We start from the raw sequence: 23182 nt of genomic DNA, 5'->3' as shown, positions 1-23182 counted from the left end.
CCCGAGGGCCTCGGTAGGCTGACATCCATGCCTCACATCGCCAAGGTCCTCGTAGCGAACCGCGGCGAGATCGCCGTCCGCATAATCCGAGCAGCACGAGACGCCGGCAAGGGCTCGGTGGCGGTGTACGCCGACCAGGATCGCGACGCACTGCACGTCCGCCTCGCGGACGAGGCGTATGCGCTGGAGGGCGCAACGAGCGCCGAGACGTACCTCTCGATCGACAAGATCCTCTCTATCGCCCGGCGTTCGGGCGCCGACGCGGTCCACCCCGGCTACGGCTTTCTGGCCGAGAACGCCGATTTCGCACGTGCCGTGATCGCCGCCGGCCTGACCTGGATCGGCCCCTCTCCCGAGGCCATCGAGGCACTCGGCGACAAGGTCACCGCCCGCCATGTCGCCGAGAAGGTCGGCGCGCCGCTTGCCCCCGGCACCCCCGGGCCCGTCTCGGGGGCCGACGAGGTACTCGCGTTCGTCGATACCCACGGGTTGCCGATCGCGATCAAGGCAGCGTACGGTGGCGGCGGCCGCGGCCTGAAGGTCGCCCGCTCCCGCGACGAGGTTGCCGAGCTCTTCGAATCAGCGACGCGGGAGGCGATTACCGCCTTCGGGCGCGGCGAGTGCTTCGTGGAGAAGTACCTCGACCGACCCCGTCACGTCGAAACCCAGTGCCTCGCGGATGCCGAGGGCACTGTTGTCGTCATCTCCACCCGTGACTGCTCGCTGCAGCGGCGCCACCAGAAGCTGGTGGAAGAGGCGCCGGCACCGTTCCTGAGCGACGAGCAGCACCGCATCCTCGTCGAGTCCTCCAAAGCGATCCTGCGCGAGGTCGGCTACCTCGGCGCCGGCACGTGTGAGTTCCTCATCGGGGCCGACGGCACGATCTCGTTCCTGGAGGTGAACACGCGGCTCCAGGTCGAGCACCCCGTCTCTGAGGAGGTCACCGGGATCGACCTCGTCCGCGAACAGTTCCGCCTCGCCGAGGGCGAAGCGCTCGGCTACGACGACCCCGAAACTGTCGGCCACTCCATCGAGTTCCGCATCAACGGCGAAGACCCTGGTCGGAACTTCCTGCCCCAGCCCGGCGACATCCACGTCTTCAAGACCTTCGGTGGTCCCGGCATCCGCCTCGACTCGGGCGTGACAGCGGGCGACTCCGTCAGCGGTGCGTTCGACTCGCTGCTCGCGAAAATCATCGTGACCGGTCGCGATCGCGCCGAGGCGCTGGATCGCGCTCGGCGGGCACTCGACGAGTTCGAGGTGGCCGGGATGCCGACAGTGCTGCCCTTCCACCGCAAGGTTGTGCGAGACGCTGCCTTCACTGCCGAGGACGGTCAGTTCGGGGTCTACACGAGCTGGATCGAGACCGCATTCGACAACGACATCCCGGCATGGGATGGCGAGATTGGCGCGCCGCGCGCGGAGGAGCCGCGACACACCGTGGTCGTCGAGGTCGCCGGAAAGCGCCTCGAGGTGAGCCTGCCCGACCGCGTCGTGACAGCACCCGCCGGCCGCGGGCGCCCGGCTGTTGTGCCGCCCTCGCGCCGCTCGCACGCAGGCAACGCCGTGTCAGGCGCCTCGGGCGATGCGGTGATGGCGCCGATGCAGGCGACGGTCGTGAAGATCGCCGTCGAGGACGGCCAGCAGGTCGTCAAGGGCGACCTGGTGCTCGTGCTCGAGGCGATGAAGATGGAACAGCCGATTCAGGCGCACAAGGATGGCGTCATCGGCGCGATCAATGCCACGCCCGGTGCGACGGTGTCGGCGGGGCATCCCCTGCTCACCATCTCCTGAGCCCGGACTCCGCGTCCCGTTCAGTCGCGCCTACCTGCGAGGTGCGCGCGCAATCATCCGCACGACGGCGCGACCGAACCGGAAGAGTGCCGAATCTCAGTCGCGCCGATCTGCGGGGTCAGCGTTCGAACACCCGCACGACGGCGCGACCGAACCCAGACGCAGGCTTATTCTTCGGGCTCGTCGCGGTCGACGATGTGCATTGCGCGCGCGGCATCCGTGATCGTGCCCGCGAGCGACGGATAGACCGCGAATACCCGGGAGACCTGGTCGACCGTGAGGCGCCGCTCGACGGCGATCGCGATCGGGTAGATGAGCTCGGAGGCACGGGGCCCGACGATGACGCCGCCCACGACCGTACCGCTGCCCTCGCGCGCGATGAGCTTCACGAAGCCGTCGGAGATCCCCATCATTTTGGCCCGCGGGTTCGACGACAGGGGCAGCTTGTGGACGACACCGCCGATGAGGCCTGCGGCGATGTCTTCCTCACCCCACCCGACGGTTGCAATCTCGGGCGCCGTGAAGATGTTGGCGGTGATGCGGCGCTTCTCGAGCGGGATGACGACATCACCGAACGCATGGAAGACGGCGGTACGCCCCTGCATCGCCGCGACCGAGGCCAGCGGGAAGAAGTTCGTGCAGTCGCCGGCTGCGTAGATGTTCGGGACGGAGGTTCGTGCCACTCGGTTGACGCGGATGTGGCCGCTCTGGGTCAGTTGCACACCCGCCTGTTCGAGGCCGATGCCCGCGGTGTTCGGAATCGAGCCAACCGCCATCAGGCAGTGGCTTCCCTCGACGCGCGTGCCGTCCGAGAGGGTCACGACAACACCGTCACCTTCGCGCACCACCGACTTGGCTCGGGACTTGGGAAGAAGCGTCATCCCCCCGCGCAAAAAGACACTCTCGATGACAGCAGCGGCATCCTTGTCTTCGCCCGGCAGGACCTGGTCGCGGCTGGAGATGAGGGTGACCTTGGACCCCAAGTTCATGTACGCCGAGGCAAACTCCGCGCCGGTCACACCCGAGCCGACGACGATGAGATGCTCAGGCAGCGTCTTCATGTCGTAGAGCTGCGTCCAGGTCAGGATGCGTTCCCCGTCGGGCTTGGCGCTGGGAAGCTCCCGCGGCGAGGCGCCCACCGAGATCACAAGGGTGTCGGCTTCGATGCGGTCGAAGTCGGTGCCGCCGGGGCCCGTCGAGACGACCACAGCGTTGTCATCCTCAACGCGACCGTGCCCCTCGAGGATCGTGACCCCCGCCTGCAGCAGGGACGCACGCATGTCTTCGGACTGCTGGCGCGCCAGGGCGAGCAGCCGCTTATTGACCTGCGCGAGATTGATCGCGATTTCCGGCTTCAGAGGGCGCCCGTCGCCACCTTTGGCGAACAGCTGAACGCCGAGTTCCCCGGCGCCCGCGATAGCGACAGCAGCGTCAGCCGTCGCGATGAGTGTCTTGGACGGCACGACGTCGGTGATGACCGCCGATCCCCCAACGCCGGCCCGCTCGACGAGCGTGACATCCGCCCCTAGCTGCGCTGCCGCAAGCGCCGCCTCGTATCCGCCGGGGCCCCCGCCGATGATCGCGACGGATTGGGTGCGCTCGAAGCTCAAAGACATGTGTCCATTGTTTCAGGAAGCCCCCGTTGTTCCCGCCAGTCGCGGGTTCTTAGAGTAGGAGCATGTCAGACACGCTGAGCAACCCGCTCGATGATCCTCACGCCGACCCGTTCGAGGTCGCGCGAACCGCTGCATCCGATATTGCTCGTCTCACCGGCGTCGAGCACCATGACATCGCGCTGACCCTGGGCAGCGGCTGGGGTAAGGCAGCCGACCTCATCGGCGAGACCGTCGCGACGATTGCGGCGACGGATGTCACGGGCTTCAGTAAGCCGGCATTGGAAGGGCACGTGGGGTCGCTGCGCAGCATCCGTACCCCCAAGGGAAAGCATGTGCTCGTCATCGGTGCACGGACTCACTATTACGAGGGTCACGGGACGCGCCGTGTCGTACACAGCGTGCGCACGGCTGCGGCGACCGGCGCGAAAACGATGGTGCTCACCAACGGTGCTGGCGGCATCAAACCGTCATGGAAACCGGGTCAGCCCGTGCTCATCAGCGACCACATCAACCTCACCGGCGCATCGCCCCTCGAGGGCGCGACGTTCATCGACCTCACCGACCTCTACTCGCTGCGACTGCGTGACGTTGCCCGGATGGTGGATCCAACCCTCGACGAGGGCGTTTACTGCCAGTTCCGCGGCCCCCAATACGAAACTCCGGCAGAGGTCAGGATGGCAAAGACCATCGGCGGACACATTGTCGGGATGTCCACCGCTCTCGAGGCCATCGCGGCTCGCCAAGCAGGGATGGAGATCCTCGGATTCTCACTCATCACCAACATGGCTGCCGGCATCCAGACGACCCCGCTCAGCCACCAGGAAGTGATCGAGGCCGGCAAGGAGGCTGAGCCGGTGATTTCGGGGCTGCTGGCGCGCGTCATCGGCGAGCTGTGATGGGGGTGATCGACACCGCCCGGACCTGGCTCGAGCAAGATCCCGATCCGGTCACGCGGGAAGAACTCGGCGCGCTGCTGGAAGCCGCGGATGCCGGTGACGCTGTCGCGCTCGCCGAACTCGAGGACCGCTTCGGCACCCGCCTCGCGTTCGGGACCGCTGGCCTGCGGGGCGCGCTGGGTGCCGGCTCGAACCGGATGAACCGCGTCCTCGTGACACAGGCAGCGGCAGGGCTTGCCGCGTATCTGCGCGAGCGAGCAGGAACTGACGCCGCTCCACGCGTGGTGATCGGATACGACGGCCGCCGAAACTCCGATGTCTTCGCTCGCGACTCCGCGGAGGTCTTCGCGGGGGCGGGCTTCGATGCCGTGCTACTGCCACGGCTGCTTCCGACTCCCGTGCTCGCGTTCGCCGTGCGCCACCTGGATGCTGCAGCCGGCGTCATGGTCACGGCTTCCCACAACCCCCCCGATGACAACGGCTACAAGGTGTATCTCGGCGGCACTGATGCCGGGTCGCAGATCGTGTCGCCAGCGGATGCCGAGATCGCGGCTCAGATCGATGCGGTGGCTGCCGGCGACATCCGTGATCTGCCGCGCAGCTCGGGGTACGAGATCGCGCCGGAGTCTGTCACCGAAGCCTACGTCCAGGCAACGGCGGCGGTTGCTCCCGCGGGTCCCGGCGCCGAGGGTATGCGGTGGGTCTACACAGCCATGCACGGCGTCGGGTGGGAGACTCTCGCCCGCATCCTCGTCGCTGCCGGATATCCGGCACCGACGCCGGTAGCCGCCCAGATCGAGCCCGACGGGCGGTTCCCGACCGTATCGTTCCCGAACCCCGAGGAGCCCGGGGCGATGGACCTCGCCTTCGAGACGGCTCGGGAGGTCGGGGCGGAGTTCATCCTCGCCAATGACCCCGATGCCGACCGCCTGGCTGTCGCGATCCCCGATCCGGCTGCGCCGGAGGGGTGGCGTCGCCTGACCGGAAACCAGATCGGGCTGCTGCTCGGATGGCGTGCGGCACGGACGGCAGACGCGGCATCCGGCGCGACCCTCGCGTGCTCGCTGGTGTCCTCGCCAGGGCTGGCTGCCGTCGCCGAGCACTACGGGCTGGGGTTTGCCGCCACCCTCACTGGTTTCAAGTGGATTTCCCGCGCCCCGGGGATGATCTACGGGTTCGAGGAGGCTCTCGGCTACCTCGTCAATCCCGAGACCGTGCGCGACAAGGACGGGATCTCGGCTGCCGTCGCGATGCTCGGGATGATCGCCGAGGCTCGGGCATCCGGTCGCACCGTGGCCGACTTGTTGGCCGAATTCGACGCGACATTCGGAGCATTCGCCAGTGACCAGATCTCGCTGCGGGTAAGCGACGTGTCGCTTATCGGCAGGATGATGTCGGCGCTGCGCGCAACTCCCCCGGCGACGGTCGGCGGAATCTCGGTGGACCGGATCGACGACCTCCTGCACGGAGTCGACGGCCTTCCGCCCGGCGACGTGCTGCGCCTGTGGCTGGAGGACGGGTCTCGCATCATCATCCGTCCGAGCGGCACCGAGCCCAAGCTCAAGGTGTATCTGGATGTGCGGGCCGAGACGGCGGATGCGGCATCCGAGCGACTCGCAGCACTCGCCGACGGCGCCCGGGATCTGCTCGCCGCCGTCGGCTGACGCATACCGTGGCTAACTCCTCACATCCAGGTCCGGATACCGCTGCCGACACTGCGAACGCTCGGGATGCCGGCGGAACTGAGGAGTTAGCTGCGGGTCACAGCTGGCGCTGGCGCGCGTGAACGGCCTCGAGAACGTCGACGAACAGCGGATGCTCCGGCCCGAGCCCGGTGATCCGGGTGACAGCGGCCGCGGCATCCGTGTCTCGAAGCAGCTGCTGGAGCTCCTGGGACTGCGGGTCCTCGGGGTCGTCGAACGCGAGCGCGGCACCAACCGCGGCCAAGAGGCCCGACACCGACATGCCGCGCTCCGCGGCCTCGGCTGCGGGACCGATGAACCGCTCGTGCCGTGACAGCTTGCGCAGCGGCTGGCGCCCGACCCGGCCCACCGTGTCGGGCAGCGCCGGGTTCTGGAATCGACGCAGAATCGTCGCCCGATAGTCGGCGAGCTCGTCGACGGGAAGCTCGTGCTTGGCCGTCAGCAGCGTCGAGGTCTCTTCGAGCGCGGCGATGACCTGTCCTGCGATCGCCGGATCGGCGAGGGTCTGCGCGATCGTCACGTGCCCGGCGCGAGCTCCCAGGTACGCGGCTGCCGCGTGCCCGGTGTTGACGGTGAAGAGCTTGCGCTCGATGTAGGGCGCGAGGTCTTCGACGAAGTGGGCTCCCGGGATCTGCGGCGGATTGTCGCCGAAGGGCGGGCGTTCGATGGCCCATTCGAAGAAGGGCTCGACGGTGACATCCACACCCGCGTCCTGAGGCTGTGCCGGCACGATTCGGTCGACGGCGGTGTTCGCGAAGACGGCGCGGTTCTGGAGGTCAGTCCAGCTCTCCCCTGCGGCCGCAGCGACCTCGTCTCGCAGCAGGTCGGTCGCGTTGATGGCGTTCTCGCACGCCATCACCTGCAACGCCGCCCGCGAGGCCTCCCGGGCGGCGAGCCCCGCTGCGATGTGCGGTGCCACGAAGCGAAGGACCGTGGGGCCCACCGCGGTCGTGACCACATCTGCGGCTGCGATCTCGGCCACGAGAGCCTCGGGGTCGGTCGCAGAGTTGATCGCGCGGAACCCCGTCACCGTCTTGTCGACGCCGCCCTCGCCGACCTCGTGGACCGTATACGAGGATGCCGCGTTGATCGCATCGACGAGGGGCGCTGCGACATCCGAGAAGACAAGATCGTAACCGCCTTCGTGAAGCAGCAGCCCCACGAAACCGCGTCCGATATTGCCCGCGCCGAAGTGGACGGCCTTCATGACTGTCCCTTCCTCAGACGCCGGCAGCGGAGACGATGGCGAACAGGTCCTCGCTTGTCGCGGCAGCCTTCAGTCTCGCGACGTCATCCTCGTCCGAGAACAGGATCGCGATCTGCGAGAGGATCTCGAGGTGCTCATCGCCAACGCCGGCGATGCCGACGACGAATGTCACCGATTCGCCATCCCAGTCCACGCCGCCGTCGTAGCGGACCACCGAGAGCGCCGACGCGAGGATGGCATCCTTCGCGTCATTCGTGCCGTGCGGTATCGCGAGCTCATTACCCATGTAGGTCGAGACCGTCTGCTCTCGGGCCAGCATCGCGTCGTAGTAGGCCGACGTCACTGCGCCGGCAGCGACGAGCAGATCTGCCGCCTCCCGGATCGCCTCGTCGCGCGTGGCCGAACCCGCGTGAATCCGCACGCGGTCGCTTGTGAGAACCTCACTGGTCATGATGAAACCTTCCTCCCCGGAAATTCGCCGTCTCGTCGCATCCGGGTGACGAGACGAAGGATGAGGGTGCGGGGCGGCGTGCGCCGCCCCGCACCGACTCATCGCTTATGCACCATCCTGGTGCTGGTCGCGCACCAGCTCCACGACCTCGTCGTACCTCGGCGAGTTCATGAAGTTGTCGACGGACACATGAACGGCACCCGGAGTCTTCTGCCGAGCCCGGTCGGTGAGCTGGTTCTGCGTGATCACCAGATCAGCCGAGTCGTCCAGGTTCGCGATCGCCTTGTTGGTGACCGTAACCCCGGTGATCCCCGCCTTCGTGATCTTGTTGCGCAGCACGCTCGCGCCCATGGCAGACGACCCCATACCCGCGTCGCACGCGAACACGATGTTCTTGATCTCTTTCTGTGTGGTCGTTCCCGCGCTCTCCGAGCGAAGGCCCTGGAGGTAGGCCGACTCCTTGCCTTTCGCGTTCTCACTCTGCGTGATCGCCGCGCCGAACGCGTCGTCCGTGTCTGCCATAGCCTGCAGGTCACGCTTGCGCGAGGCTCGCAAGATGAGCGCCGAGACCAGGAAGGTCACAGCTGCGGAGAGCACGACCGACAGGATGACGGCGAAGTATGCCCCGGGAGCAGTCTGAAGCATCACGGCGATGATGCTTCCCGGCGCAGCCGGTGCGCGCAGAGCGCCACCGAGCAGCATGTTGGTCGTGACACCGGTCATGCCACCGGCGATCAGACCGAGGATCAGGGCAGGCTTCATGAGCGCGTACGGGAAGTACACCTCGTGGATACCGCCGAAGAACTGGATGATCGCCGCACCAGGGGCCGACGCGCGAGCCGCGCCGAGACCGAAGAAAGTGAACGCGAGCAGCAGCCCGACACCGGGGCCGGGGTTGGCCTCGAGCAGGAACAGAATCGATGACCCGCTCTCGGCCGCTTCCGAGAGGCCCAGCGGCGTCAGGACACCATGGTTGATGGCGTTGTTGAGGAAGAACACCTTGGCTGGCTCGATGATGATGCTCGTCAGCGGCAACAGGTTCATGTCGACGAGCCAGTTCACCGCGTTGCCAAGAACCTGCATGATGCCATTGACCAGCCACGCGATCGGATAGAACCCGACGACCGCCATGACGAAGCCCCAGATTCCCGCCGAGAACATGTTGACGAGCATCTCGAAGCCGGCGCGGATCTTGCCTTCCCACAGGCTGTCGAGCAGCTTCATGGTCCAGGCCCCGAGGGGCCCCAGGATCATCGCGCCGATGAACATGTGGATCTGACCGAGCTGATCAGCGCCCTCGGGGAGCGCCGCGTTGAAGTTGGCGATCAACAGGTCTGAACCCGCGATCGCACCCATCGTCGCGATCGACCCCACGACGCCACCACGGACACCGTAGACCATGGTCCCGCCCGTGTAGGCGATCAGGATCGGCAGGAGATAGTGGATGAACGGACCCACGATGGTCGCGAGATCCTCGTTCGGCGTCCAGCCGACACCGATGAAGAACGCTGTGAAGATGCCCCACGCAATGAGCGCGGGGATGTTCGGCATGATCATGCCGGAGAGGAAGGTGCCGAATCGCTGAACCGCGACCCGCGCTCCTCCCTGCTTCGCCACTCCAGGCGACGTCGTTGTCATTGCATTCTCTCTTTCTATGATGCGGAAGCGGTCTGTGCCGCTTCCCGCGCGGTTGCCGCATCCGTTGCGGCCAGGGCGGCCTCGGCGACCCGCTTGGCATCGTCGAGGGAGTGGGTGAGCAGGGTCGCGCGTACGTCGGCGAGAGCGGTGGGTGCCATCGAGAGCGAGGTGGCGCCGAGCCCGACGAGCACAACGGCCAGCAGCGGATCGGCTGCGGCCTCTCCGCAGATTCCGACGGGCTTGCCCGTTCGCGCGCCGGCTGCACCGACCTCGCGGATGAGGCGCAGGACCGCCGGATGCCACGGGTCCTGGTATCCCGCGACCGAACCGAGCAGGCGGTCGGCGGCGAGGGTGTACTGGGTCAGGTCGTTTGTGCCGATAGAGGCGAAGTCCGCGTGCGCGAAGATGTGCTCGGCCAGGAGTGCCGAGGACGGCACCTCGATCATGACCCCGGCGGTACGGATGCCGTACTCCCGCGCGAGCGCGGTGAAGTAATCGGCCTCATCCACCGTGGACACCATGGGAGCCATGACCCAGAGGTCAGCACCGGAACCGACCTTCTTGGTCAGTTGGTCGGCTTCGGCGAGCGCGGTGAGCTGCTCGCGCAGGATGTCTTCGCTGGCGCGCAGCGCCCGCAGGCCGCGCAGGCCCAGTGCCGGGTTCTCTTCGTGTGCGTCGTTGAGGAACGGCAGGGGCTTGTCGGCGCCGGCATCCAGCACGCGAACCACGACCTTCTTGCCGGCGAACGCCGCGAGAAGCTCGGAATACGAGACGCGCTGCTGCTCGACCGTGGGCGCCGAGCTGGCGGAGAGGAACAGGAACTCCGTGCGGAACAGGCCGACACCCTCGGCCCCGAGGGCCACGGCTTCTGCGGCCCCGGCCGGGTTTCCGAGGTTTGCCAGCAGCGGCACCGGCGTGCCGTCGGCAAGAGCTCCGTCGGTGAGGGGCGCACCCGCAGCGGCTGCGCGCGCGTTCGCTCTGTTCTCGGCCCGGGTGAGCTCCTCCTGGGACGGCTCGGTCGTGACGGTGCCAGCGGCGGCATCCACGATCACGGTTTCGTCGTCGGCCAGGTCGGCGGCGCCCGCAACGCCCACGACCGCGACGATTCCCTTTTCGCGCGCGAGAATCGCGGTGTGCGAGGTCGGGCCTCCCTCAGTCGTCACAAGCGCGAGCACCTGGTCGAGGTCGAGCAACGCGGTGTCGGCGGGGGCGAGGTCTTTGGCGACGAGAACGAACGGATGCCCCGGCTCGGGAACTCCGGGGGCGGCGACCCCCTGCAACCGAGCGATCACACGCTGGGCGACGTCGTCGAGGTCAGCGGCACGCTCCCCGAGGTAGCCGCCGACAGCCTCGAGCTGAGCTCGGAAGGACGCAAAAGCCTCGTGCACGGCACGCTCAGCGGTCTTTCCCTGCGCGAGCGACGAATCGACTTCGTCGGTGAGCGTCGGGTCTTCGGCCATCATCGCCTGCGCTTCGAGCACCTCCTGAGCCGCTCCCCCGGCCTGCTCGCCGCGCTTCTCCAGCTCCCGCGCAACTGCCGCGAGCGCCTCCTGAACCCGGACCCGCTCCTCGTCGACCCCGATGGCACTCGGGGTGTCATCGGGTGCCGGCAGGGGCGCCGCCATCCGTGCGACGGGGCCCTGGGCAACGCCCAGACCGATGCCGACTCCTCGCAACTGCGCCATGATCAGGCGGCGTCGTGGTCGGTGGTGAGCAATTCAGCGAGTGTGTCCAAGGCCGCCTCGGCACCGTCACCATCGGCGGTCAGCGTGACGTAGTCGCCGTGCTCGACGCCGAGCGAAATCACCCCGAGGATGCTCGCCGCGTTCACCGGAGCCCCAGCGTCCTTCGCGATCGTGATCGGAATGCCGGCATCCTTCGCGGCCTGGGCGAACAGCTTCGCCGGGCGTGCGTGCAGACCGTGTGACGAGCCGATGCGAACGGTGCGGGTGATCTCAGACATGGTTCCCTCCCTGGAACTGGCTATTCGGCGACGGATGCGGCGCGCGCCGCGGTGACGATCTGGAGGATCCGCGAACCATCGCGGTCCTCGAAGGCGTCGGGCGGAAGAAGCACCGCGATCGCGTGCTTGGCTGCGGCCGCCACCCGAATCCGCTCAAGTTCAGATTCGAGATGAGGACCAACAAGCACGATGTCGACGGGCTCGGTGAGACCCGCGAGCGTGTCCTCGGTTCCCGCGGCGACGTCGACGTGAGCGCCACTGCGCACGGCGGCGCTTCTGAGCCGCTGTGCGACGAATGTGCTGGACGCACCTGCGCCGCAGACCACGAGGATCCTCATCGACCCGCCTCCTTCGGGATCGATTCTTGTGAGAACGCTGAGAGGCAACAACCAGTCCTTTTTCCGCGGGGGCGGAAGAGCGTTTGCGACGACGAAGCCCTGCGCGGACGCCCGGCGTGGTTGACTGACACGGTCGAGGACGCGCCTGGTGCGGCCTCGCGCGAGGAGTTCGGTGACACGACCACGACAAGACCGGATGCTCAGCCTGCTCGTTCGCGAGGGTGAGTGGGTCACTGCGGCGACCCTTGCCGACGCCCTCGGCGTCACTCCGCGCAGCATCCGTTCGTATGTCACCGCCGTCAACGCGCGAGTCCCCTCGGGCGCCGCCATCGAGTCCGGCCCCTCCGGGTATCGGGCCGGCGTCGATGCCGCAGCCGCACTCCGCGCTTCGGCGGCAGCCGACGCCGGCACACCGCGCGACCGACTGCACACGCTCATCCGAGCGCTCCTGAATGATCCGGGCGGCATCGACGTCTTCGAAACTGCGGATGCACTGCACGTGAGCCCCGCCACCCTCGAGGCCGACCTGGGCCGCGTGCGGAGCCTGCTCGGAGGCACCGGCATCACTCTCGAGCGTTCCGCGTCGATCGCGCGTCTTCGCGGCACGGAAGTCGCGCAGCGGCGCCTGTTGAGTTCCCTCGCGCACGACGAGATGGAAGCCGGCGCATTCGACTTCGATGCGCTGCGCCGCTCTCTCGGCGGATCCTCCATGGGCGCCAATGTGTTCGGACCGTTCAAGCCCGCTCTCGTGGCCCGCATGGGCGATCTCGGGTACTACGTCAACGAGTTCGGCATCGCGGATGTGCTGATGCACATCGCCATCACCGCCGACCGAGCCTCCCAGGGCCGCTCACTGGAGGCGACCACCGGCTCGCCGATCTCGGAAGATCGTCGCGCCGTCGCCGAGGTTCTCGATGCCCTTGTGCGTGAGCACATCGGGGTCGATCTCGGACACGGGGACCTGGACCATCTGGCCATCCTCGTCCTGACGCGGGTGGTCGCTCCGGGTGCCGCAGCGCCGAGCGAGCGGGCGCGCGAGAACCTCGATCCCCACCTCGAACAGGTCGTTCGCGAGATCGTCAAGGACGCGGCATCCGAGTTTCTCGTCGACATCGCGCACGAGGATTTCGTCGTGCGCCTCGCGCTTCACGTGCAGAACCTCCGGCAGCGCGCCGCGGCCCAGGCATGGTCTCGAAACCCGCTCACCCGGTCACTGAAGACGAGCTACCCGATGGTGTTCGAGGTCGCCGTCTTCATCGCGGGGCAGCTCCACGAGCGGCTCGGCATTCCGCTGCTCGATGACGAGATCGCCTACATCGCGATGCACGTCGGGGGGCGGCTCGAGCGCAGCCGCCGGAGCGAACAGTTGCTGACCGCGACCATCGTCTGTCCCGGGTACTACGAACTGCACGAGCTGCTGCGATCGAGCGTCGACCGCTCTCTCGGCCGCGCGATCGAGGTCATCGGGGTCGACACCCGCGCAGACCCCGACTGGGATTCGATCCACACCGACCTCGTGCTCTCGACGATCGACCCGCCGACGCCGTCGGAGCGGATCGTCAGGGTGCAGCCGTTCCTCACCGAGAGCGATGTCGATCGCGTCCAGGCAACCGCAAGCCGTATCCGGCGCGGGCGACGCCTGGCACGACTGCGCGCGGACCTCGCACGCTACTTCGTCGCCGGCGCGTTCAGTCGGGAGCTTGCCGCGGCAGGCAACGAGGAGGAGGCCATCCGGCTGCTGGGCGCACCCCTGGTCGAGGACGGCGTCATCGACCAGGACTACATCGAGCGCACGATCCACCGCGAGCAGCTTTCGTCGACGGCGTTCACGGATGCCCTCGCCGTTCCCCACGCGATCGGGATGACGGCAACCCGCACGGCGATCTCGGTCGGCGTCTCCGAGAGCTCGATCGCCTGGGGTGACTCCCGCGTACAGGTGGTCGCACTGGTCGCGTTCTCGGAATCAGACCGCACCGCTTTCCAAACGGTCTTCGAGCAGTTCGTCGAAGTGTTCTCCGAGCGTGAGAGCGTGCAGCGCATCGTGCGCCGGTCGACGGATCTCGCCGGTTTCCTCGACGAGCTGGCCGCGGTCATCGACGGCTGATCCCGCTCCGGTTCACTACGCTGAAGGGGTGGATGCCGAGTCTGCCCCGCCGCCGCAACGACGCCGCTCCCGCGCGGTACGGGTCATCGGATGGATCGCCGCAAGTCTCGGCATCCTGCTGATGGTCGCCATCGTGGGGATCGTCATCTACTCGCAGGTGGGCGTGATGGCGGCAGAGCCCGAACCGCTTGCTTCCGTGAAGGCGAATCCCGCCATCTCGATCACTGACGATTCGGCAGCAATCGTGCTCTCACCCACCGAAGGCGCGACCGGTGACGGGCTCGTCTTCATTCCGGGCGCGAAGGTCGACCCGTGGGCCTATGCCGCGAAGCTCTCGGGCATCGTCGAGTCGGGGACGACCGTCGTGATCACCAAGCCGTGGCTGAACCTCGCGTTCTTCGATCTCAGATCGCTTGGCGCCTTCACGAGCCTTGCCCCGGACGTCGACACCTGGGCCGTTGGTGGCCACTCACTCGGCGGGGTTCGTGCCTGCCAGCTGACGCAGGATGCCGAGGCGCTGATTCTGTTCGCTTCCTACTGCGCGAACGACCTCAGCGCGTCGGGGTTGCCGGTGCTCAGCCTCGCCGGTGAGCTCGACGGCCTCTCGACTCCCGAGAAGATCGCGGATGCCCGCCCGCTCCTCCCGGCGGATGCCGACATGGTCGAGATCGCGGGTGCCGCGCACTCGTCATTCGGTGACTACGGCCTGCAGCCCGGCGACGGCACACCGACCATCTCCGATGCCGCCATGACCGAGACCCTCACGTCCGAGATCGACCACTTCTTCCAGACGCAGGTTGCTGACTGACACGCCCGCAGGGGGCACTGCGGCATCGGTGGCTGCTGCGGGACTGCTGCCAACTCCGCACATCTGCCGCCTCAGCGGCAGTTCCTGTCCGCTCGTGCCCTAACCCGAGGCAATCGTGAGGAGTTAGCGGCCACCGACCGGCGAGCGGCGCATCCGCCCACCGGACGCCACGGCCGCAGCCAACTCCTCATACTCGCCGTACCGATGGACGTTTCAGCCTCGTAGCCCCGGCCGCGCCCCTCATATTGCGGAGTTAGCAACGCCCTGCGGGCAAACACCCCGGGCGAGAACCGATCCTCCCCACGTCGCTCCTGAGCGCTGTTCTCCCCAGCGATGACATCCGTTGGCCGTTATCCCCCTCACGACGGTTGACTCCACGCATGCCGAACGCACCGAGCGCGACATCCCCCGCCCTCCACCACCAGATCCTGGAGACGTCGGACCTCCGCGCGCACGGTCTGTCGGAACGGCGCATCAGGTTGTTGGTTGATTCCGGGCAGCTCCTTCGCGTGAGGCGCGGCAAGTACCTCGCGGTCGATGCGCCACCATGCCTTTCCGAAGCGGCACGCTTCGGCGGTCGGCTGGACTGCGTCTCTCTGCTCCGCGAGGCAGGCATCTTCATTGCGTCCGAACCGCCGCTTCACGTGCAGCTCGACATCGGCGCGAGCCGGCTGCCAGCGCGCCCGCACCACGTCGTCGCACACTGGCGCGCCACCGGAGCCCAGCGCTGTTCGCCGATCACGCCCTGGATCGAGGCCCTCGCGCAGGCCTGCCGGTGCCAGGATCCACGGTCCGCCATCGCAACGCTCGATAGCGCATGGCACAGGGGCCTTGTCACTGAATCAGATCTGCGTGAGGTCTTCGCGCGTCTTCCGCTGCGTTACCGAGCACTCCGCGGGCTCCTCGATCGACGGGCGGAGTCCGGCACCGAGTCGCTCATGCGGCTCATCCTCCGCACGCTCGGATGCGACATTCGTGTGCAGCAGCACATTGCCGGGGTCGGACGGGTCGATTTCGTCGTCGATGGCTGGCTGATCGTCGAATGCGACAGTGAAGCGCACCACGCGGGCTGGGAGGCTGCAAAGCGCGATCGGCGCCGCGATATAGCGGCGGCGACTCTCGGCTACACGACGATCCGGCCGATCGCGGAAGACATCCTGCATCACCGAGATGAGCTAACCGCGACGCTTCGCACGATCATCGAGCGAGGTAATCCTGTTCGTGCTCGTCGTCGCTAACTCCGCAAGACCACGAGGTTCTGCGGACTCGCGAGATCTGCGGATGCATGACTTGGCCGCTCGTGAGGAGTTAGCTGCGCGATAGGCGTCGCCGCTCGTCCCCATCCAGCGTCAGCACGACCGGTCGCGCCTCCGCCGACGTTCACGCCGTCGCGGTAGCTAACTCCGCAAATCCGGGCTGGATGCCGCCGCGACGCCATCGTCGACGGGGATGATGGACCGATCTTGAGGAGTTAGCGACCCTCGGCCGCAACCCCTGGCCTGCGACCGCAGCCGCAGCCGCTTAGCGGTCGAAGCCCTCGCCGATGAGTTCGATGAGTTCCTCGCGCTCCTCGACCGGCAGGAAGGCACCGGCCGCGGCGTTGAGCTGGAAGACTTCGAGGTCGTCGAGGTCGTACTCGAAAGCGTCGGCGAGGATGGCCAGCTCACGAGTCAGCGACGTCCGGCTCATCGTGCGGTTGTCGACATTGACCGTCACCGAGAAGCCCAGCTGGTAGAGCAGGTCAAAGGGGTGATCGGCGAGCTCCTCGCCCCACGCCGAGATCGCTCCGGTCTGCAGGTTCGAAGTCGGCGACAACTCGAGCGGAATCTCGCGGTCACGCACCCAGCGGGCAAGGTCACCGAACTGAACCAGCACCTCGTCACCCGCGCGGGAGACGACATCGAGGTCTTCAGCGATCCGCACCCCGTGGCCGAGGCGCAGCGCTCGCCCATCGAGCAGGGCCGAACGGATCGAGTCCAATCCGGCGGCCTCACCCGCGTGGACGGTGACGGGGAAGAACTCGCTGGCGAGGTAGTCGAACGCCTCGCGGTGGCGCGAGGGGAGGAATCCGTCTTCGGGGCCCGCGATGTCGAAGCCGACAGCCCCGCGCTCACGCCACTGCACGGCCAGCCGCGCGATCTCCAGGGACCGGTCGGTGTGCCGCATCGCGGTGATCAGCTGCCCGACACGGATGTCGTGACCTGCCTGCTCTGCGGCATCCTCACCCTCCTCGATGCCGTCCTGTACGGCCTCGACGACTTCCTCGAGCGACAGCCCACCCGACAGGTGCTGCTCGGGCGCCCACCGCACCTCGCCGTAGATCACACCGTCGGTGGCGAGGTCCTCGACGAACTCACGGGCAACGCGAGTGAGCCCCTCGCGGGTCTGCATGACCCCGACGGTGAGGTCGAAGGTCTTGAGGTACTCGACGAGCGAGCCCGAGTCGGAGCGCTCGGCGATCCAGTCGGCGAGATCGTCAGCGGTGTCTTCGGGAACCTCAAGACCGACCTCGTCGGCAAGCTCCAGAATCGTCGCCGGCCGCACACCGCCGTCGAGGTGGTCGTGCAGCGACACCTTGGGGAGCTTGCGGATCGACATCCCCTGCAAGACGTGGTCACCGTGCTGATCGATCGACATGAGGGCTCCTGGAAGAAGGGGGATGGCTGTGGCGGGGAAGAACGAAGGATGCTTAGGCGGTGATGCGTTCGAGAACGAGGGGGGTGCGCGAGACCTCGGCCTCCCCAATCTCCCATGCGTTCTCGAGCGCGTCCAGTGCTCGCGGGAACCGCGCGGCATCCTGCGCCGAGAGCGTGAAGAGCGGGGCGCCGGATGCCACGGAGTCGCCCGGCTTGACGTGAAGGTCGATACCCGCGGCATGGATGACGGGGTCCTCGGCGCGTGCACGACCGGCACCCAGCCGCCACGCGGCGATTCCGAACGGCAGGGCCTCCATGCGGGTCACGATCCCCGCGCGAGGCGCGGTCACGGTGTGCGTCTCGCGCGGGGCGGGCAGCTCGGCGTCCGGGTCCCCGCCCTGGGCGAGGATCATCGCGCGCCAGGAGTCCATGGCGCGTCCGTCGGCCAGCGCCGCCTCGACGTCGGCATCCCGTTGCCCGGCCAGAGCCAGCATTTCCCGTGCCAGGGCGATCGTGAGCTCCACGACGTCGGCAGGCCCACCGCCGGCAAGCACCTCGACGGATTCCCGGACCTCGTTGGCATTGCCGATCGCACGTCCCAGCGGCGTGTCCATATTGGTCAGCAGCGCCGTCGTGGCAACCCCGGAGTCGGTCCCGAGAGCGACCATCGTGCGTGCGAGCTCGCGCGCGCGATCGACATCCCGCATGAACGCGCCCGAGCCGAACTTGACGTCCAGCACCAACGAATCCGTGCCCTCGGCGATCTTCTTGGACATGATGCTCGAGGCGATGAGAGGGATCGCCTCGACGGTGCCGGTCACATCGCGCAGCGCATAGAGCTTCTTGTCGGCGGGGGCAAGGCCGGAGCCGGCGGCGCAGATCACGGCGCCCACATCCCGCAGCTGCGCGGTCATCTCGGCGTTCGAGAGCGCCGCGCGCCAGCCCGGGATCGACTCGAGCTTGTCGAGGGTTCCCCCGGTGTGTCCGAGGCCTCGTCCCGACAGCTGCGGCACGGCGACGCCGAAGGACGCCACCAGCGGCGCGAGCGGGAGCGTGATCTTGTCTCCCACTCCCCCCGTCGAGTGTTTGTCCACTGTCGGCTTGCCGAGTCCCGTGAAGCTCATCCGCTCCCCCGAGGCGATCATCGCATCGGTCATGACCCGGATCTCGTCGCGCTGCATGCCGTTGAGCAGGGTCGCCATCGCAAACGCCGCCATCTGCGCATCGGCAACGTATCCGCGTGTGTAGGCGTCGACCATCCAGCGCAACTCCGCTTCGGGAACGGCACCACCGTCTCGCTTGATACGGATGACGTCAACGGCGTCGAACGGCTCGATCGATGCCTCGGTCACGCGCGTGCCTCCTCGAGGTCGCGGGGCCCGAAGGCATCCGGCAACACCTCATCGATCGTGCGGATGCCAGAGACGGTGTGCAGCAGCATCCCGGGCGCGGAGTGTTCGTAGAGGAGCTGGCGGCACCGGCCGCAGGGCATGATGATCTGCTCTTGTCCGTTGACGCAGACGAACGCCGTGAGTCTGCCCCCACCGCTCATGTGCAACGCCGAGACGAGTCCGCACTCAGCACACAGTCCGACACCGTACGAGGCATTCTCGACGTTGCACCCGGCGACGACGCGTCCATCGTCGACGAGCGCAGCGGCTCCCACCGAGTAGTTCGAATACGGGGCGTAGGCGCGGCGCATGGCCGAGATCGCCTCGGTACGCAGCCCGTCCCAATCGATGTCTGTCATGCGGATCCTCCCGGCTCACGCAGGTCTCAGCGCCCCCGCCGGTGGCGAGGGCGCTGATCCCGTTATTCCTTGATATAGGGCTTTCCGTCGGCTGCAGGCGCCCGCGAGCGTCCGACGACACCGGCGACCACGAAGATCGTGACGACGTACGGCAGCATGAGCATGAACTCGCTCGGCACCGGCGAACCGACGATGCTGAGGGTGTTCTGCAGGCTCGACGCGAACCCGAACAGCAGCGCCGCAAGCGTCGCCTTGATCGGGTCCCACTGGCCGAAGATGACGGCTGCAAGCGCGATGAAGCCGGCGCCGGCTGTCATCTCCTTGTTGAAGGCGATGCCGTTTCCGATCGTGAACACGGTGCCACCGAGGCCGGCGATGGCACCGGCGAGCAGGACGTTCCAGAACCGGGTCGCATTGACCTTGATGCCGACGGTGTCAGCGGCCTGCGGGTGCTCGCCGACCGCACGTAGCCGCAGACCCCAGCGGGTGTGGAACATGCCCACGTAGACCGCCGCCACGGCGATGTACATGAGGTACACGATGATCGTCTGGTTGAAAAGCACCGGGCCGATGACGGGGATGTCGGCAAGGAACGGAATCGGCATCCGGTCAAACCGCGGCGGGCTGTTGAGGGTCGCGCCGTTGGGCTGCAGCACCTGCGAGTACAAGAAGCTCGTCAAGCCGATCACGAGGACGTTCAGCACGACACCGACGATGACCTGATCGACGAGGTACTTGATGGCGAACGCTGCGAGGATGAAGGCCACGAGAACTCCGGCGACCATCGCCGCGAGAAGGCCGAGGAGAGGCTGACGAGTCGCGGAGGCAACGACGGCGGCGGTGAACGCCCCCGCCAGGAGCTGACCTTCGATCGCGATGTTCACCACTCCGGCACGCTCGCCGATCACGCCGCCCAGGGCACCGAAGATGAGCGGAACGGCGAGTCCGAGCGAGCCCATCAGAAGTCCCGTGACCGGGATCGCCGCGCCCGCCGCAGCCCAGGTAAGGAACCCGACGACGATCGCCAGGATGTAGACGATCACGATCCACAGCGGCGAGCGCGCGAAGGCTCGGACGAAGAACACGGATGCGACAGTCAGCAGTGCCAGCAGCACGACGCAGACCCACGCGGTCGCCATGACGGGCACGGCGAGTTCGGGCAGCTGAATCGCGTCGGTGGGTGTTGACAACCGGAAGGTCGTGACCCCCTCCCGCGGCGCAACGAGCAGCAGGATGGCAAAAAGCGCCGTGAAGTTCGTGAGCGCGATCGGAACCTTCCAGCTGCGAATCTTCTCGGGCTGGGCGGTCACCAGCGGGGCGATGGGTACGGTCCCTTCGCCCGTGGGAGATGCGGTGGTGCTCATGCAGCACCCCCTTCGGCGCGGGCTTGCGCTTTCAGCTGCTTCTGCCGCGCCTTCTCACGCTTGCGCCGGTCGCGCTCGGGTGAAGGCAGGAAGAAGATCGTACGCACGAGCGGTGGTGCCGCGATGAACAGCACGATCAGCGCCTGGACCACCGTGACGATCTCGACCGGAATCTGCTCGGCAGCCTGCATCGAGTACCCACCGGCCTTGAAAGCACCGAACAGGATGCCGGCCGCGAACGTCCCCCACGGAGTGGAACGCCCCAGCAGCGCGACCGTGATGGCGTCGAATCCGATACCGGCGTCGATGTCAGCCGAGAAGCCGGTCGTCACCGTTCCCAGCACCTGGTTGACACCGGCGAGACCGATCAGTGCCCCGGAGATGAGCATGCCGTAGACGTACATGCTCGAGACCTTGATGCCGGCTACCCGTGCGGCGTTCGGGTTCTCCCCGACGGCACGGAACTGGAAGCCGAGGCTCGATCGCGACAGGATCCACCACACGAGCACCGTCGCGCCGATCACCAGGATGAACCCGAAGTGCAGGTTGTAGGAGGGCCCGAGCAGATCCGGGAACACCGCGGTGTCTTTCATCGCCGGCGTCTTGGGGTTGCTCGATCCGGGTGCCTGCAGCAGGCCAGGCGTGCGCAGCATCCACGAAATCAGATAGAACGCGATGTAGTTGAGCATGATCGTCACGATCACCTCGTGCGCACCTGTGCGCGCCTTGAGAAGACCCGCGATACCGGCCCACAGCGCACCGGCGATCAGACCCGCGATGAGAGCGACGACCATGTGGATGCCCCAGGGCAGGTCGAGCGAGAACGCGACCCATCCGGCCGCCGCCGAGGCCATCAGCATCTGACCGCGACCACCGATGTTGAACATGCCGATGCGGAACGCGAGGGCGACACCGAGGCCCGCCGCGATCAGCGGCGTCGCGAAGGTGAGCGTCTCGGTGATGGGCTTGATGGCTCGCTCGAAAGTGGGGGCGTTGAAGTTGTAGATCGCACCCTGGAAGAGGGCAATGTAGGCGCCGCTCACGGCATCCCACACGGCGGCGATGGTGTCCATCGGACGTGCGAAGAAGTACGCGGATGCCGCCTGCACGTCTTCGTCGGTGAACGCGATCATGATGCCGCCGACGATCAGGGCCAGAAGCACAGCGAGCACGGAGATGATCGCGTTGCCCTGGGTGATGCGACGGAAGGTCTCGTGCCACTTCCCGGGGGGCGGGACCTCCTCGAGACCGGGCTTCGAGCTATGCGTGGGCTCGGATGCCGTCGTGCTCATGCTGCGGCTCCTTCCGTGCTCGGGGTCTCCCCGGCCATCATGAGGCCCAGGACTTCGCGCGGTGTGTCCCCCGGAACGATGCCGACGATGCGTCCGCGGTACATCACCATGATCCGGTCCGCGAGGGCGACGACTTCGTCCAGTTCCGTGGATACGACGACCACGGGGATGCCGGCATCCCGCGTCTGCACGACACGCTTGTGGATGAACTCGATGGAACCGACATCCACGCCGCGCGTCGGTTGCGCGGCGACCAGCAGCGACAGCTCGCGACTGAGCTCACGAGCGAGCACGACCTTCTGCTGATTGCCACCCGAGAGGGTACCGACGGGAGTATCGACGCCCTGTGCGCGGACGTCGAACTCCTCGAACTTCTCCTGCGCGAACGCTGCCAGTGCGGCGCGCTGCACGGTGCCCGCCTTCACGAACGGAGCACCGTGAGCGCGATCGAGCATGAGGTTTTCGGCGATCGTGAACGGGCCGACGAGGCCATCTTCCTTGCGGTCCTCCGGCACGAACCCGACGCCGGTGTCCAGGATGCCGCGGACGCTCCGGCCGATGAGCTCGGTTCCGTTGAGCGTGGCAGAGCCCCGCACGATCTCCTGGAGGCCGACCAGCGCCTCCGTGAGCTCGGTCTGCCCATTGCCTTGCACACCCGCGACGGCGAGGATCTCGCCACCGCGGACCTCGAAACTGACGTCGTCGACGATGGGGTGGCCGGTGTGGTCGAGCACCGACAGGTGCGAGACCACGAGAGCGGAGTCGCGCAGTTGCGGCGGATCTTTGTGGACCGTGAGTTCGACGGCCCGGCCGACCATCATCGACGCGAGCTCGGCGTTCGATGACTCGGGCGATGCTTCGCCGACGACCTTGCCGAGGCGGATGACGGTGATGCGGTCAGCCACTTCGCGGACTTCGCGAAGCTTGTGGGTGATGAAGACGATGGAGGCGCCGGCGTCCTTGAGCTGGCGCATGATCGCCATGAGCTCGTCGGTCTCTTGCGGCGTGAGCACGGCGGTCGGCTCATCGAAGACGAGGACCTTCGCGTCCCGCGAGAGCGCCTTGATGATCTCAACGCGCTGCTGCACCCCGACGGGCAGCTCCTCGACGAGCGCGTCGGGGTCGACGTCGAACCCGAACCGCTCCGAGATCTCCCGGACGCGCTGCCGGGCCGCATTCAGGTCGAGGAACCCTCCCGCTTTGGTGGATTCGTGACCGAGCATCACGTTCTCGGCGACGGTGAACACCGGGATCAGCATGAAGTGCTGGTGCACCATGCCGATGCCCGCGCGCATGGCGTCGCCGGGACCGTGAAAGTTCTGGACGTGATCGTCGAGGAGGATCGTGCCCTCGTCGGCCTGGTACAGACCGTAGAGAACGTTCATCAGCGTTGACTTGCCGGCGCCGTTCTCGCCGAGGAGACAGTGAATCTCTCCGGGTTCGACCACGAGATCGATGTGGTCGTTTGCGACGAGGCTGCCGAACCGCTTGGTGATCCCGCGGAGTTCGAGCTTCATGATGCCGATCCTAGGAGACAGGTCGGGTCGGCGCACCGAAATGCGTGGCCGACAGGCGGGCGGTGAGGGGCGATAACGACAGTGGCGGGGAGGCTGGATACCCAG

19 protein-coding genes are annotated in these 23182 nt (G+C 67.1%); 6 read left to right on the top strand and 13 right to left on the bottom strand.

Translation table 11 applies throughout. The features are described 5' to 3' along the window. Positions 1 to 27 precede the first annotated feature (27 nt). Entirely contained in the window at positions 28 to 1794 is a 1767-nt protein-coding gene (locus tag BGO47_RS10445) for a biotin carboxylase N-terminal domain-containing protein (RefSeq protein ID WP_292711691.1), read from the top strand. Positions 1795 to 1961: 167 nt separating this feature from the next. On the opposite strand, the gene BGO47_RS10440 is transcribed toward BGO47_RS10445, so the two are convergent. Beyond that, positions 1962 to 3410, bottom strand: coding sequence for an NAD(P)H-quinone dehydrogenase (locus BGO47_RS10440; RefSeq protein WP_292711689.1), 1449 nt, complete (start codon positions 3408 to 3410; stop codon positions 1962 to 1964). A 62-nt stretch (positions 3411 to 3472) separates the two neighbouring features. On the opposite strand from BGO47_RS10440, the gene BGO47_RS10435 reads away from it, so the two are divergent. Together BGO47_RS10435 and BGO47_RS10430 are read left to right on the top strand one after the other, a co-directional pair. Next, positions 3473 to 4306: a purine-nucleoside phosphorylase gene (locus BGO47_RS10435; RefSeq protein ID WP_292711687.1), complete on the top strand. Its 834-nt coding sequence runs from the start codon at positions 3473 to 3475 to the stop codon at positions 4304 to 4306. Beyond that, on the top strand, positions 4306 to 5970 hold the full coding sequence (locus BGO47_RS10430) for a phospho-sugar mutase (RefSeq protein ID WP_292711685.1): 1665 nt from the start codon (positions 4306 to 4308) through the stop codon (positions 5968 to 5970). The genes BGO47_RS10435 and BGO47_RS10430 overlap by 1 nt, the downstream gene beginning before the upstream one ends. A 97-nt stretch (positions 5971 to 6067) precedes the next feature. Here the strand turns inward: BGO47_RS10430 and BGO47_RS10425 are convergent, their stop codons facing one another. The 6 genes from BGO47_RS10425 to BGO47_RS10400 all read right to left on the bottom strand — a co-directional run bounded on the left by BGO47_RS10425 (position 6068) and on the right by BGO47_RS10400 (position 11606). Further along, positions 6068 to 7216 carry a mannitol-1-phosphate 5-dehydrogenase gene (locus BGO47_RS10425; RefSeq protein ID WP_292711683.1) on the bottom strand — a complete coding sequence of 383 codons (1149 nt, stop codon included), beginning with the start codon at positions 7214 to 7216 and terminating at the stop codon, positions 6068 to 6070. Between the two features lie 13 nt (positions 7217 to 7229). Next, positions 7230 to 7667, bottom strand: coding sequence for a PTS sugar transporter subunit IIA (locus BGO47_RS10420; protein ID WP_292711682.1), 438 nt, complete (start codon positions 7665 to 7667; stop codon positions 7230 to 7232). Positions 7668 to 7772: 105 nt separating this feature from the next. Continuing rightward, the gene (locus BGO47_RS10415) at positions 7773 to 9305 is read right to left on the bottom strand and encodes a PTS mannitol transporter subunit IICB (protein ID WP_292711680.1); all 1533 of its coding nucleotides are present in this window, start codon (positions 9303 to 9305) and stop codon (positions 7773 to 7775) included. Positions 9306 to 9319: 14 nt separating this feature from the next. Next, the gene (gene ptsP, locus BGO47_RS10410; RefSeq protein WP_292711677.1) at positions 9320 to 10990 is read right to left on the bottom strand and encodes a phosphoenolpyruvate--protein phosphotransferase; all 1671 of its coding nucleotides are present in this window, start codon (positions 10988 to 10990) and stop codon (positions 9320 to 9322) included. Between the two features lie 2 nt (positions 10991 to 10992). After that, positions 10993 to 11268: an HPr family phosphocarrier protein gene (locus BGO47_RS10405; RefSeq protein WP_292711675.1), complete on the bottom strand. Its 276-nt coding sequence runs from the start codon at positions 11266 to 11268 to the stop codon at positions 10993 to 10995. Between the two features lie 20 nt (positions 11269 to 11288). Further along, on the bottom strand, positions 11289 to 11606 hold the full coding sequence (locus BGO47_RS10400; protein ID WP_292711671.1) for a PTS sugar transporter: 318 nt from the start codon (positions 11604 to 11606) through the stop codon (positions 11289 to 11291). Positions 11607 to 11802: 196 nt separating this feature from the next. Between BGO47_RS10400 and BGO47_RS10395 the strand changes: the two genes are divergently transcribed. From BGO47_RS10395 to BGO47_RS10385, 3 genes are all read left to right on the top strand, one after another. Then, on the top strand, positions 11803 to 13710 hold the full coding sequence (locus tag BGO47_RS10395; RefSeq protein ID WP_292712143.1) for a PTS sugar transporter subunit IIA: 1908 nt from the start codon (positions 11803 to 11805) through the stop codon (positions 13708 to 13710). A 28-nt stretch (positions 13711 to 13738) separates the two neighbouring features. Then, complete coding sequence (locus BGO47_RS10390) at positions 13739 to 14518, top strand: alpha/beta hydrolase (RefSeq protein WP_292711669.1); 780 nt, start codon at positions 13739 to 13741, stop codon at positions 14516 to 14518. A gap of 380 nt (positions 14519 to 14898) precedes the next feature. Continuing rightward, positions 14899 to 15756, top strand: a complete 858-nt coding sequence (locus tag BGO47_RS10385) for a type IV toxin-antitoxin system AbiEi family antitoxin domain-containing protein (protein ID WP_292711666.1) — start codon at positions 14899 to 14901, stop codon at positions 15754 to 15756. Between the two features lie 283 nt (positions 15757 to 16039). On the opposite strand, the gene BGO47_RS10380 is transcribed toward BGO47_RS10385, so the two are convergent. From BGO47_RS10380 to BGO47_RS10355, 6 genes are all read right to left on the bottom strand, one after another. After that, on the bottom strand, positions 16040 to 17155 hold the full coding sequence (locus BGO47_RS10380) for an adenosine deaminase (RefSeq protein ID WP_292711663.1): 1116 nt from the start codon (positions 17153 to 17155) through the stop codon (positions 16040 to 16042). A 52-nt stretch (positions 17156 to 17207) separates the two neighbouring features. Continuing rightward, positions 17208 to 18506: a thymidine phosphorylase gene (locus tag BGO47_RS10375; protein WP_292711660.1), complete on the bottom strand. Its 1299-nt coding sequence runs from the start codon at positions 18504 to 18506 to the stop codon at positions 17208 to 17210. Continuing rightward, positions 18503 to 18904, bottom strand: a complete 402-nt coding sequence (locus tag BGO47_RS10370) for a cytidine deaminase (protein WP_292711657.1) — start codon at positions 18902 to 18904, stop codon at positions 18503 to 18505. Before BGO47_RS10370 ends, BGO47_RS10375 begins: the two co-directional genes overlap by 4 nt. A 62-nt stretch (positions 18905 to 18966) precedes the next feature. Further along, positions 18967 to 20268, bottom strand: a complete 1302-nt coding sequence (locus tag BGO47_RS10365) for an ABC transporter permease (RefSeq protein WP_292711654.1) — start codon at positions 20266 to 20268, stop codon at positions 18967 to 18969. After that, entirely contained in the window at positions 20265 to 21560 is a 1296-nt protein-coding gene (locus BGO47_RS10360; RefSeq protein WP_292711651.1) for an ABC transporter permease, read from the bottom strand. The genes BGO47_RS10365 and BGO47_RS10360 overlap by 4 nt, the downstream gene beginning before the upstream one ends. Continuing rightward, positions 21557 to 23077, bottom strand: a complete 1521-nt coding sequence (locus tag BGO47_RS10355) for an ABC transporter ATP-binding protein (RefSeq protein ID WP_292711648.1) — start codon at positions 23075 to 23077, stop codon at positions 21557 to 21559. The genes BGO47_RS10360 and BGO47_RS10355 overlap by 4 nt, the downstream gene beginning before the upstream one ends. Positions 23078 to 23182 lie beyond the last annotated feature (105 nt).

The organism is Microbacterium sp. 67-17 (assembly GCF_001898325.1).
GTDB lineage: Bacteria > Actinomycetota > Actinomycetes > Actinomycetales > Microbacteriaceae > Microbacterium > Microbacterium schleiferi.
The sequence above is the reverse complement of the archived record's forward strand: the minus strand, read 5'-3'. Positions and strand labels throughout refer to the sequence as shown.